Below are 11,497 nucleotides of genomic sequence, written 5' to 3'. Positions count from 1 at the left end.
GAGGCTTTCTAAACCTTTGCCTGCAACATTGCTGACTTGAATGAGGGGAACCGGTGCATTGCGTGCCGGTTCCCTTACTCTTTGGCGAGGACGGCATGGCAACGGCCACGGGACGGGAACACCACTGGGACGGCTTGCGGGCTTTCCTGATGCTCCTCGGCATCCCCTATCATGCAGCCATGGTCTACGACATGCGGACGGCCTGGGATGTGCAATCCCCGGTCGGAAGCGAGGCGCTGACCCTGCTCAGCGGCTTCCTCGTCACGTTCCGCATGCCCGCCTTCTTCATCGTTGCCGGCTATTTCGCCGCCCTCACATTGTCCCGTCGCCCGCCCCAGACATGGCTGCGCGGCCGCGTCATCCGTCTTGGCATACCTTTCCTCACCGGACTTGCGTTGCTTTCCCCCCTGCAGATTGCCCTGGTGGATGTGGCCGACGCCTTGCGCGGCATTACCAGCATGGACGGAGTGGCGGCAAGGACGGCCTTCGACGTCACCCATCCAGGCATGCACTGGATCATGCATCTCTGGTTTCTACCGGCGCTGCTCGCCTATAGCGCCCTCCTCGCAGCCCTCTGGACGATGATGCCCCGCACCGCCTCGTCGCTTGGGTTGAGGCCACGGCTCGAAGCCTGGGTTCACCGGCTCGGCAGCGGACTGCTTCCGCTGATTGTCTTCCTATCGATCATCTGGGCCCTGTTTATTGACCTGTCCCATCTCTTCCTGTCGACGCTTGACGGGCCCCTTCCCTATCTCCTGGCCCACGGGGTCGACCCTTATCTGCGCTATCTGCCCTTCTTCCTGCTCGGCGTTCTGCTCCGCATCGTCCCAAGCGTCGCCGGAGCCTTGGTCTGGCGTGCGGGTTGGGCATTGCCTGCCGCAGCTCTTCTGTCGGCGGTGATCGCCGCTGCCCTGCGCGGCCGCCAGGGTCTTGAACCTGTGCATGCGGCAGCGGATGCCACCGCAGCCGTTCTGATGAGCTTCCTGCTGATCGGGCTCGCCCTGCGCCTGTGCAGATCAGGAGACGCCCGCGTCGATGCTGTCGTCGATGCCTCCTTCAGCATCTACCTCTTCCACCATCCGGCGATCTACGGACTGGCGAGCGCCTTCCTGCTGGTTGCCTGGCCGCCGATCATCGAATTTCTCCTCATCGCCGCGGCAAGCCTTCTCCTCTCCTTTGGCTTGCATCGCCTGATCCGGAAAAGCTCCCTCGCACTCTTCCTGTTCAACGGCGCCAGGCCCAAGGTGGCAAGTGGTGAAAAGCCGATCTTCACGACTGAAGATCGCTCACAGGGCACACTTCGTTAACCCTGTTCTGTCAACACTGGACGCTGGTCCGTTCCCGGTGAAGAGTATTGCGTTTGTCACGATGACCATTCAGGAAACAGCGGAATTTGGTGTGCCTTCCGGCCTGGCCCCGGCCAGTCTGCGTCGCCTTGCCGCGACCGGTTCCCTGCGCGTTCCCGGGCCACCTGCACGTCACAGACACACCCTCGGCGCAGCCCTGATGATCGCGGCCGGCAAGATGGAGGCCATCTGCCGATGAGCGACCGCGTCTACGACGAGAGTATGAACAGCGGCGCCAACCGCCTCATCGGCAGCCTCACCGGCGGCCAGATCCGGCCTGCTGCCGAAACCGAAATCACCGTGGGCCGTCCAGGCCGTAATCTCAGCCTCTATCCCAGCCAGATGGGCTATGAGCTGCAGGACGAGTTGGAATACCTGACCTACCGGGTGATGGAGGCGAATGTCTTCTTCGCTCCGCGCTTTCTCGCCCCGGCCATGCCGCGGCTGGAGGAACGTCAGGTGCGTTTCGCGGTCATTCGTGACGAGGATCGCAATCGCTCGCGCCTGCGGCTCCTCTTCCCCTATTCGGTGGAGAAACCCGGTTTCTCGGTCGGCCCCTCGATCATTCGTGTCTGGGCCAATCCCTTCGGTCCACTCGGCACCCCGCTCGTTGATGCGGAAGGGGCAGCCGAAACCATCGACAACCTGCTGGAAGCGCTCTCCCGCCCGGAAGCCCGCCTGCCCGGCGTACTTGCCATTCCGGACCTGAGGCTCGAAGGACGCTTCGCCCAGCTCGCCCGTGCCGTCGCAATCTCCCGCGACCTGCCGCTGACCGTGACAAATCCTTACGAGCGCCCGATGCTGGACAGCCTTGACGACGCGCAAGTCTATCTGTCGGAAACCGTGGCCAAGAACCACCTGCGGGAAATGCGCAGGCAAGGCCGCCAGCTCTCCGAGCTTGGGACCGTCACCTACAATGTCGCCCGCCAGCCGGAGGAAATCCGCCTGCGCATGGAAGAATTCCTGGCGCTGGAGGCAAGCGGCTGGAAGGGGCGCAAGCGCTCCGCCATGGTCAATGACCGCCTGCGCGCCGCCTTTGCCCGCGAGGCGATCACCAATCTGGCGGAAGCGGATGCCGTGCGTATCCACACGCTCGACCTCAACGGCCGGGCCATTGCCTCGATGGTTGTCTTCATCATGGCCGGTGAGGCCTATACCTGGAAAACGGCCTATGACGAGGCCTACGCCCGTTTTTCACCGGGCAAGCTGCTTGTCGCCGAACTGACGGAATGGCATCTCGACGATCCCAACATCGAGCGTACCGACAGTTGCGCCGTCTCGGATCATCCGATCATGAGCCGTTTCTGGAAAGAACGGGAACCCATGGGCACGCTCGTCATCGGACTTCGCCCCAATGCCGACCGCGATGTGCGGCAGGTCGGCGCCCAGCTGCATATGTATCGCAACACCCGCAACATCGCCCGCCTTCTGCGCGACAAGGTCCTGAACCGCCGCTTCGGCGGCTGATCAGCCCGCCCTGTCGATCTCCCGATCGCGCAGCAGGCGACGGATCACCTTGCCGCTTGTCGTCAGCGGAAGCTCAGTGACGAATTCCACCTCGCGCGGATATTCATGCATCGATAGCCGGCTCTTGACCCAGTCACGGATTTCGCCAGCCAGCGCCTCGCTGGGGGACACCCCCTCCTGAAGCACGACGAAAGCCTTGACGATTTCGGTCCGCACAGGATCGGGTTTGCCAATCACCGCTGCCAGCCGCACGGCCTTGTGGCCGACCAGGCAATCCTCGATTTCCGCAGGCCCGATCCGGTAGCCGGACGAGGTAATCACATCGTCGTCCCGACCGAAGAACTGCACATAGCCGTCTGGATCTGAAACGCCGAGATCACCCGTCGTCATCCAGTCGCCGACGAATTTTTGCGTTGTCGCCGCCTCGTTGTTCCAATAGCCGAGGAACATCACCGGATCGGGCCGACGGATTGCCACTTGCCCCGTCTTTCCGGGTGGTAACACCTGCCCCGCCGCATCGATGATCGCAACCTCATGGCCCGGCACCGGCTTGCCGATGACGCCCGCCTTCGTCACGCCGAGCGATGCAGCCGAGGACAGCACGAAATTGCACTCGGTCTGCCCGTAGAATTCATTGGGCACGATGCCCAGAGCATCCCTGACCCATTCATAGGTTTCGCGCCCCAGCGATTCCCCGGCCGAGCCGATGCTGCGCAGGACAAGATCATACTGTGCCCGCGGGCGCTCGACGGCCTTGAGAAGCCGAAGCGCGGTCGGTGGGATAAAGGCGTTTTTCACCTTCATCTCGGCCATGATGCGGAAGGCCATATGCGGATCGAATTTCTGCGCCGGCGAGGAGACCACCGGCACGCCGAGCATCAGCGCCGGCAACAATGCATTGAGAAGGCCGCCCGCCCAGGCCCAGTCAGCCGGCGTCCAGACCTTGTCACCGTCTTGCGGCAGGAAGTCATGGGCCAGCTGAAACCCCGGAATATGGCCGGCGAGCACGCGGTGGCCATGCAGGGCTCCTTTGGGAGCACCGGTTGTGCCCGAGGTGTAGATCATCAGCGCCGGCGTATCAGGCCCGCTCGGCGCAATATCGAAGTGGCTCGGCCGCCCTTCGGCAAGTTCCGCCCAGCCGGTCACACCGGGCTCCGTGCCATCGATGGAAACGATCGTCCGGAGCGTGGCAAGCTTTTCTCGAATGGGCTTGAGCCGCGACAGGCCGAAACCGTTGGTGATAACGAGCTTGGCGCCCGCATTGTTGAGCCGATATTCGAGCGCTTCCTCACCGAAGAGCAGCGCCAGCGGCAGCGCGATTGCGCCGATCTTGTAGATGGCCACATGCGCCACCACCGTCTCGAAACACTGCGGCAGCAAAAGAGCGACGCGATCACCCGGCCCGACGCCGGCTTCCACCAGGCCATGGGCCAGCGCCGAAGACCGGGCGGCAAGCGCACCATAGGTCATGTAAAGATGCTGGCCATCCGCCGAGAAATGCTCCAGGCAGATGCGGTCAGGCGCCCGTGCGGCCCAATCATCCGCCACAACGCGACCGATGTTGAAGTCGTCAGGAATATCCCAGCGGAAGTCGCGGCGGAGCGCGTCGAAACTATCGCGCTGCGCCAGAAACATGGTCGCCAACTGGGTTGCCGGAAGGGGCATAGGTCCGAAAGATCATGCCGCAAGTGCTAGCATTCAATTCGCACATGCACAATCCGCAGGCAGAAGCAGGCCGCGTTCGGGGCCGGATGCCCGACCGAAAACGAGCCGATGGAGGGCCGGAGCAGCATCAAACGGGTAAATCGTCTTGTGATGTTCAGAGGCACGGCATGCTCGGTCTGCCCCGACCGATTGCAAGCAGCCGGCCGTCTCAACGCTTGACCGGTTCAAGCCTTGGCGGCAGTCACCGCAGCGGCAGCCTCGGCCTTCATATGCTCGATCAGCGCCTTCAATTCGCCACCGCGAACCATCTGGGCAGCGGTGCGACCGCCGAAAGCTTCGATGTGATGGCTGCGATACCACTTCTCGGCCGCATCCTGCGAGCCGACACGCCGGACGGCCAGCGCCAGAACCAGCTTCTTCGCATCCGCAGCCGACACCGTTCCAGCCTCGATGGCCTCGTCGATCTTGGCGATGGCAACCTTGGCGGACTGCTTGCGCATCTGCTGGCGGGCGGCTGCGATCTTCGGCGCAACTGGCGCCACGATATTGACCTTAGCCTCGCCAGAAACCGGCTTTGCCGACGACCCTGCCTTCGGCAGGATCCCGGCATCGACAGTCACCCGCTTGACGGGCTGAGGAATGCGGATCTTGCCGGACGTGGTCATCGCTTCTGCCTTATGTGAGATGGTGGTGCCCCATGCCGGAATCGAACCAGCACTCCTTTCGGAACTCGATTTTGAGTCGAGCGCGTCTACCAGTTCCGCCAATGGGGCACACGAGCGTCGGATGGACTGCGCCGGACTATACGAAGCAGGGTGGAGCGGTCAACGCCTTTTTCGCCTGATATGCGCAGACACCCATTCACGTGAATGTTCCAGCTCGGGTGGCTGTCGGGGCGCAAGCGCCCCATTTACAGCACAGGATGGCTTGCCTAAAACGCGCAAGCACATGCGGCGGATCTGGCGGCATGGGCTGGGCAGCCTTGTTTTCACCCTTTTGGTGGTGCGACTGTCGGGGATATCCAGATCGTCGACCTCCAAATCCGAGAGCTACCGCGATGAACGCCATCCTCACCCCCTTCAAGTCCGACAGGATGCTTGCCGGCCTTCTGACCTTCGGCATGGCGCTGGTCGTCGGCTCGGCACTCGGCTTTGAGCATATCGGCGGTTACATTCCCTGCGCACTGTGCCTGATGCAGCGCAATCCCTATTACATCGGCGTCGGTGTCGGCATCGCTGCCATGCTCTCGTCGATCCTGCGCCTGCCGCCGATGGTCACGAAACTGCTGTTCCTTGCCATCGCTATCCTCATGCTGGTCGGCATGGGCATGGGCATCTACCATTCCGGCGTCGAATGGAAGTTCTGGGAGGGTCCTGCCAGCTGCACCATCGGTGCCACCGGTGGCGATACGCCGGTCAATGTGCTGGATGCGCTGAATGCCACCAAGGCACCGTCCTGCACCGAAGCGACGCTTCGAGTGCTCGGCCTCTCGTTTGCCGGCTGGAATGTGCTGACCAGCGCAGCCCTCGCCTCCCTCGCGCTCTGGGGCGGTTTCCGCAAACGGAGCGCGTAAAGAGGAAGGACCAGCCGACGATCAAATCGCCGGTCCCTCAAGAGAAAGCCCTGGCCAAGCCCTGGCGGTCAGCCCTTTAAGGCTGAAGCTCGGTATCCCAGTAAAGATAGTCCATCCAGCTTTCATGCAGGTAGTTCGGCGGGAACAGCCGGCCATTATTGTGCAGGTCCTGCACCGTCGGCCGATAGGGCGATTGATGCGGATGCATGCCCGCCTGTTTCGGCAGCTTGGAGCCCTTGCGCAGGTTACAGGGCGAGCAGGCCGCCACGACGTTTTCCCAGGTCGTTTCGCCGCCATGGGCGCGCGGAATGACGTGATCGAAGGTCAGGTCGTCATCCGAGCCGCAATACTGGCACTCGAACCGGTCGCGCAGAAATACGTTGAAACGGGTGAAGGCCGGGTTGCGGGTCGGCTGGATATAGGTCTTGAGACTGACCACGCTCGGCAGCTTCATCGAGAAGCTCGGTGAGCAGACCGAGTGATCATATTCAGCGATGATGTTGACACGGTCGAGGAAGACCGCCTTGATCGCGTCCTGCCAGGACCACAGCGACAAGGGGTAATAACTCAGTGGCCTGTAGTCGGCATTCAGGACGAGTGCCGGAAGGGCCTGGGGAGAAACTGCAATCGTCAAGGCGAACTCCTGATCGATTCTGCATCTGCATCTCTATATTAGGTCTCTTGTTACAGCATTGTGAAGCCTGAATCTTCGGCGCGATCCGAGGCGCGGCGGAAGGTCGCTCAGCGCGGGAGGGCAACACGTCCCGTGCGCCGCGCATAATGGGCCCAAAACAGCCTGGCTGCGACCGAACGCACCGGGCTCCAGGCTTTGGCACAGGCCGCAACCGCATCCGGCAAGGGCCGCTCCCCGCCGAAGAAGACATCGCCGACGGCGATCCTCAGCGCCACATCGCCAACAGGAAAGATGTCGGGATGGCCACCGCAGAACATCAGGTAGACTTCCGCTGTCCAGGGGCCGACGCCCTTGAGGCCCGTCAGGGCCGAGATCGCCTGGGGACCGGGCATCTCCGTCAGTTCATCGAGCCGGAACGGGCCGCCGAGATCGGCCTTGGCAGCCGCATCAAGCGCCTGGGCCTTGCCCCGCGACAGGCCGAAGGTCGATACCACCTCCACCGGAAGCGCAAGGTAATCCTCCGCCGTCGGCCGATGCCCGAGAACAGCCGTCATCCGCCGCCAAATCGCATCTGCACTCGCCCGCGACACCATCTGTGAGACGATGATCGAGGCAAGCCCGGCAAAGCCGGGGGCCGAGAGGCGCAGCGGCAAGGGGCCGCAGGCATCGGCGATCGGACAGAGCCGCGGATCCCGCTGAAGCAGCATGTCCAATCCTGCCGAAAGGTCCGCCTCGTTGCGGATCATCATCACGCCATCCACCCCTTTTCCTTCTCGTCCCCACATGCGAAGGAAAACCATGAGCGAGCGCATCCGTCAAATCGCCAATGGCCCACCCGTCTTCCGGTTTGCCCCAAGCCCGAACGGGCGGCTGCATCTCGGCCATGCGCTGTCAGCACTTCTCAATGCCGATATGGCGAAATCCTGCGGCGGCCGCCTGCTGCTCAGACTGGAGGATATCGACCTCACCCGGTGTACGCCGGAGTTTGAGCAGGCAATCCTTGCCGATCTCGACTGGCTGGGCCTCCGTTACGAGCAGCCGGTTCGCCGCCAGTCGGAGCATTTCGCCCTCTACCGCGCGGCCCTCGACCGCCTGATCGAGCGCGGCCTGGCTTACCCGGCCTTTCTCACCCGCGGCGAGGTCAAGGCGCGGGTTTCGGCCTACGAGCGCGAGGCAGGCCCCTGGCCGCGTGATCCCGACGGCGCACCGCTATATCCGACCGAAGAGCGGCATCTCGACGCCGGCGAACGCGAGGCGCGCCTCGCCACGGCCGAGCGTTTCGCCTTTCGCCTCGACATGGAAAAGGCAATCGCCTGCCTCGACGGCCCACTTTGCTGGCAGGACAGCGGTGATGGCGAGCGGGGAGACATCACCGCCGATCCGGCGGCCTGGGGCGATGTCGTGCTGTGGCGCTCGGATGCGCCGGCAAGCTATCATCTGGCGGTCACTGTTGACGATGCGGCTCAAGGCGTTACCCATGTGGTGCGAGGGCTCGACCTCTTCCATGCGACCGCCGTGCACCGTCTGCTCCAGGTGCTTCTCGGCCTGCCCGCGCCGCTTTACCATCACCACCGGCTGATATTGGGCCCCGATGGCCGAAAGCTCTCGAAGAGCCAGGGCGACACCGCGCTTGGCGCCTTGAGGGAAAAAGGCATGACGCCCTCAGATATCCGCAGCCTGGTCGGGATTTGATATCCCCACATCCGGCTGGCCCTTCACCGGCACCACCTTGAACTTCATCAGGGCTGCATTGAACTCTGCCCCGATGATGAAGATCGCGCCGACCATGTAAAGGAAGACCAGCACGATCATGATCGAAGCAAGGCCGGCATACGTGGCGGCATAATTGGCGAAAGTGCCGAGATAGTAGGCGAAGAGCAAGGCGCCGATCAGCCAGAGCGCCAGCGTCAGCAACACGCCGGGAAGCACATCGATCAACCGGCGGCGCCCGGCCGGCAGGCCGAGATGGAACACGACGAGCGCCACGATCAGGAAGGCGACCGTCCCATAAACCCGCCAATTGGCCACCGTCGCCAGAAAGTCTTTGAGGAAAGGGAAGAGGTTTTCCGCATAGGCGAGAGCCACCGGTACGGCGACAAGCAGCGCGCTGATGGCCGCCAGGATCACCACGGCGGCCAGCACGAAGCCGAGGCTGAGCAGCCGGGTGAGATACCAGGGCCGCGTTTCATAAACACGGTAAGCGCGGTTGAGCGAGATGCGCAGTGCCTCCACCCCGTTCGAGGCAAAATAGGCCGCCGCCAGCACCGAAATCGTCAACAGACCGCCGCGCGGGATGGTGAGTACCTGCACCACCTGTTCGGACAGCGGCGTGGCAATCGTCTCGGGCCAGGTGTCGAAGATCAGATGCACGGCCGTTTCGGCAAACTGGTCCGCGCCGAGAAAACTGGCGAGCGCTGTGCCGAAGATCAAAAAGGGAAAGAGCGCCAGGATGGCCGACAGCGCAACATGGCTGGCCATGGCCCAGCCGTCATCCTCGGAAAAGTGCCAGATCGCGTCGAAACCGACCTTGTAGAGCATCCGCAGGAAAGTCGGCATCCAGTCTCCTTCTTGGGCCCGCCCGATTGTCACATGCGGCCGAATATGGGAAACCCGACCGCATTTGTACAGGAACGGCAGGGGAATAGCGTGCGCAGCATCATCGTCACAGGCTGTTCTTCGGGCATTGGCGCCTATTGTGCAAGCGCGCTGAAGCGCGACAGCTGGCGGGTGTTCGCAACCGTGCGCAAGCCGGAGGACGGCAAGGCACTCGAAGCGGAGGGGATCGAGGTTCTGATCATGGACTATACCGATCCTGAAAGCATCGAGGCTCTTGTCGGAGACGTCTTCGCGCGCACCGGCGGCCGGCTCGATGCCCTGTTCAACAACGGCGCCTATGGCCAGCCGGGTGCCGTGGAGGATCTGCCGACGGAGGCGCTCCGGGCCCAGTTCGAGACCAATCTCTTCGGCTGGCATGATCTGACGCGCCGGGTGATCCCGGCCATGCGGGCGCAAGGCTCGGGCCGCATCGTGCAATGCTCCTCCATTCTCGGCCTTCTTCCCTATCGCTGGCGCGGCGCCTACACGGCCTCGAAATACGCCCTTGAGGGCCTGTCGCTGACGCTCCGGATGGAGCTCGAAGGTTCGGGCGTACAGGTAAGCCTGATCGAGCCCGGTCCGATCGATAGCCGTTTCACCGCAAACGCCCTTCACCACATCCAGGCTGCGATCGATCTTGAGAATTCGGTCCACGCCGAAGACTATCGCCGCCAGCTGGCGCGACTGAATGGCACAGGCCCCGTAAATCGCCACAAACTCGGGCCGGAAGCGGTCTACAAAGTCTTGGACCACGCCTTGACCGCAAGGCGCTCTCGCCCACATTACGTGGTGACCAAGCCGGCCAAGCAGGGTGCGCTGCTAAAGCGCCTGATGCCGGCGGATCTCTTTTACCGACTGATGCGATCGCTGGACTGAAAAGCACGACCAAGAGCGCTTCCTCGACGAGGCGCAGCAGAGGCCCAGCACCCAACAAAGGCATAGCCACTCATGTCCGCTTTCCTCACAACCCTCACCCTGATCGTCATGGGCCTCGTTGCCCTGGTGCTGATGCGCGGCCTCTTCGTCATGATGAAGGGCGGCAACGGCAACACCTCCAACAAGCTGATGCAGGCGCGCATCGTGCTGCAGGCCGCCGCCATCGCGCTGATCATGCTGACCCTCTGGGTCACCGGTGGCGGGCGCTGAAGGAGGCGATCATGGTCAAGCTCAACAAGATCTACACCCGCACCGGCGACGACGGCACGACAGCCCTCGTCACCGGCCCGCGCCGCCTGAAACACGACCTGCGCGTTGATGCCTATGGCACGATCGACGAAACCAATTCGGCAATCGGCATCGCGCGGCTGCATACGGCAGATCTGCCCGAACTCGACGCCATGCTGATGCGCATCCAGAACGATCTCTTCGATCTCGGCGCCGATCTTGCCGCTCCCGAGACGGGCGAGGTTCTGCCTTACGAACCCTTGCGCGTCATCGAGGCTCAGGTCGACCGGATCGAAACGGAAATTGACCAACTGAATGCCAACCTCGACCCGCTGAAATCCTTCATCCTGCCGGGTGGCACCCCCGCCGCCGCCTATCTCCATCTCGCCCGCACGACGTCGCGACGTGCAGAGCGCATCATGGTGGAATTGTCGCGCTTCGACGGCGAAGAGGTCGGCGAGCCGGCGCTGAAATATGTCAACCGCCTGTCGGACTTCCTGTTTGTTGCAGCGCGATTCGCCAATGATGGTGGACGGGCGGATGTCCTGTGGGTGCCGGGGAAGAACAGGTGAGGATGGGGTCTAGTCTCCCTTGGTGCGTGCTGCGGTATGCGGTGGCCCCTCTCCCCCTTGTGGGAGAGGTTACAAAATCGAGGGCTTAGCCCGATTGAGGGCTAAACCTCAGATTTTGTTGGTGAGGGGATCGGTGATGGTGGCACGACGAACGGCCCCCCTCACTAGCGATTTCTGATGTTTAGGCGGCTTACGCTCGCCTAATTCATCGAAATCGCTTTCTCCCCACCAAGAGGGAGAAGGGCTCCGCGCTTGCGGCCCGCTTTCTCACCCCTCAGGAACCTATCTTTCAAAAACCCCAAGCTTCGCCGCCGGGCGGGATCTCTCCCTCCGGGTGTGCCTGAAACTTGTCTCGGACGGGGCGCCAGAAGCAGCCTGTCTAAGTAGTAGTATGTGGCTCCTTCCGGCGCCCCGTTCGGCGTCTGTTCCCGCTTGCATGCGTCTCTCTGGCAAGGCGGCGACGGTCTTTGAGTTGCCCCAA

General features: G+C 62.7%; 12 protein-coding genes and 1 tRNA gene. 7 read left to right on the top strand and 6 right to left on the bottom strand.

Annotated features, from left to right (window positions below):
* The first annotated feature begins 62 nt into the window (after nt 1-62).
* A complete protein-coding gene (locus IP76_RS16630; RefSeq protein WP_197278367.1) occupies nt 63-1,307 on the top strand; it encodes an acyltransferase family protein in 1,245 nt (414 codons plus the stop codon).
* Between the two features lie 261 nt (nt 1,308-1,568).
* Nucleotides 1,569-2,813, top strand: a complete 1,245-nt coding sequence (locus IP76_RS16625) for a GNAT family N-acetyltransferase (protein ID WP_245281486.1) — start codon at nt 1,569-1,571, stop codon at nt 2,811-2,813.
* On the opposite strand, the gene IP76_RS16620 is transcribed toward IP76_RS16625, so the two are convergent.
* The 3 genes from IP76_RS16620 to IP76_RS16610 all read right to left on the bottom strand — a co-directional run bounded on the left by IP76_RS16620 (nt 2,814) and on the right by IP76_RS16610 (nt 5,251).
* Nucleotides 2,814-4,448: an AMP-binding protein gene (locus IP76_RS16620; protein WP_054159381.1), complete on the bottom strand. Its 1,635-nt coding sequence runs from the start codon at nt 4,446-4,448 to the stop codon at nt 2,814-2,816.
* Nucleotides 4,449-4,702: 254 nt separating this feature from the next.
* Entirely contained in the window at nt 4,703-5,143 is a 441-nt protein-coding gene (locus IP76_RS16615; protein WP_054159355.1) for a hypothetical protein, read from the bottom strand.
* Nucleotides 5,144-5,166: 23 nt separating this feature from the next.
* Nucleotides 5,167-5,251, bottom strand: a tRNA-Leu gene (locus IP76_RS16610).
* 284 nt (nt 5,252-5,535) lie between these two features.
* On the opposite strand from IP76_RS16610, the gene IP76_RS16605 reads away from it, so the two are divergent.
* Nucleotides 5,536-6,051, top strand: a complete 516-nt coding sequence (locus IP76_RS16605) for a disulfide bond formation protein B (RefSeq protein WP_054159354.1) — start codon at nt 5,536-5,538, stop codon at nt 6,049-6,051.
* Between the two features lie 76 nt (nt 6,052-6,127).
* On the opposite strand, the gene IP76_RS16600 is transcribed toward IP76_RS16605, so the two are convergent.
* On the bottom strand, nt 6,128-6,685 hold the full coding sequence (locus tag IP76_RS16600) for an HNH endonuclease (RefSeq protein ID WP_054159353.1): 558 nt from the start codon (nt 6,683-6,685) through the stop codon (nt 6,128-6,130).
* 107 nt (nt 6,686-6,792) lie between these two features.
* On the bottom strand, nt 6,793-7,434 hold the full coding sequence (locus IP76_RS16595) for a DNA-3-methyladenine glycosylase (protein WP_197278366.1): 642 nt from the start codon (nt 7,432-7,434) through the stop codon (nt 6,793-6,795).
* Nucleotides 7,435-7,468: 34 nt separating this feature from the next.
* Here IP76_RS16595 and gluQRS point away from each other — a divergent pair, with 34 nt between their 5' ends.
* Nucleotides 7,469-8,377 (top strand): tRNA glutamyl-Q(34) synthetase GluQRS, encoded by a 909-nt coding sequence (gene gluQRS / locus IP76_RS16590; protein ID WP_082352578.1) that lies wholly within the window; start codon nt 7,469-7,471, stop codon nt 8,375-8,377.
* On the opposite strand, the gene IP76_RS16585 is transcribed toward gluQRS, so the two are convergent.
* Nucleotides 8,348-9,241 (bottom strand): YihY/virulence factor BrkB family protein, encoded by an 894-nt coding sequence (locus IP76_RS16585; RefSeq protein ID WP_054159351.1) that lies wholly within the window; start codon nt 9,239-9,241, stop codon nt 8,348-8,350. The genes gluQRS and IP76_RS16585 overlap by 30 nt on opposite strands.
* A gap of 45 nt (nt 9,242-9,286) precedes the next feature.
* Here IP76_RS16585 and IP76_RS16580 point away from each other — a divergent pair, with 45 nt between their 5' ends.
* From IP76_RS16580 to IP76_RS16570, 3 genes are all read left to right on the top strand, one after another.
* The gene (locus tag IP76_RS16580; RefSeq protein ID WP_082352577.1) at nt 9,287-10,156 is read left to right on the top strand and encodes an SDR family oxidoreductase; all 870 of its coding nucleotides are present in this window, start codon (nt 9,287-9,289) and stop codon (nt 10,154-10,156) included.
* A 72-nt stretch (nt 10,157-10,228) separates the two neighbouring features.
* Entirely contained in the window at nt 10,229-10,426 is a 198-nt protein-coding gene (locus tag IP76_RS16575; protein ID WP_054159349.1) for a twin transmembrane helix small protein, read from the top strand.
* An 11-nt stretch (nt 10,427-10,437) separates the two neighbouring features.
* Entirely contained in the window at nt 10,438-11,016 is a 579-nt protein-coding gene (locus IP76_RS16570; protein ID WP_054159348.1) for a cob(I)yrinic acid a,c-diamide adenosyltransferase, read from the top strand.
* The last annotated feature ends 481 nt before the right edge of the window (nt 11,017-11,497 follow it).

This window comes from Rhizobium sp. AAP43 (genome assembly GCF_001296045.1).
Taxonomy (GTDB): domain Bacteria; phylum Pseudomonadota; class Alphaproteobacteria; order Rhizobiales; family Rhizobiaceae; genus Allorhizobium.
Note: the sequence above shows the minus strand (reverse complement) of the source record. Positions and strands in the feature narration are given on the sequence as shown.

Bases quoted from the DNA above. Each gene is read 5' to 3' on its own strand.
- IP76_RS16625 (WP_245281486.1), top strand. From the start codon at position 1,569: ATGAACAGCGGCGCCAACCGCCTCATCGGCAGCCTCACCGGCGGCCAG.
- IP76_RS16620 (WP_054159381.1), bottom strand. From the start codon at position 4,448: ATGTTTCTGGCGCAGCGCGATAGTTTCGACGCGCTCCGCCGCGACTTC.
- IP76_RS16615 (WP_054159355.1), bottom strand. From the start codon at position 5,143: ATGACCACGTCCGGCAAGATCCGCATTCCTCAGCCCGTCAAGCGGGTG.
- IP76_RS16605 (WP_054159354.1), top strand. From the start codon at position 5,536: ATGAACGCCATCCTCACCCCCTTCAAGTCCGACAGGATGCTTGCCGGC.
- IP76_RS16595 (WP_197278366.1), bottom strand. From the start codon at position 7,434: ATGATGATCCGCAACGAGGCGGACCTTTCGGCAGGATTGGACATGCTG.
- gluQRS (WP_082352578.1), top strand. From the start codon at position 7,469: ATGCGAAGGAAAACCATGAGCGAGCGCATCCGTCAAATCGCCAATGGC.
- IP76_RS16585 (WP_054159351.1), bottom strand. From the start codon at position 9,241: ATGCCGACTTTCCTGCGGATGCTCTACAAGGTCGGTTTCGACGCGATC.
- IP76_RS16580 (WP_082352577.1), top strand. From the start codon at position 9,287: ATGGGAAACCCGACCGCATTTGTACAGGAACGGCAGGGGAATAGCGTG.
- IP76_RS16575 (WP_054159349.1), top strand. From the start codon at position 10,229: ATGTCCGCTTTCCTCACAACCCTCACCCTGATCGTCATGGGCCTCGTT.
- IP76_RS16570 (WP_054159348.1), top strand. From the start codon at position 10,438: ATGGTCAAGCTCAACAAGATCTACACCCGCACCGGCGACGACGGCACG.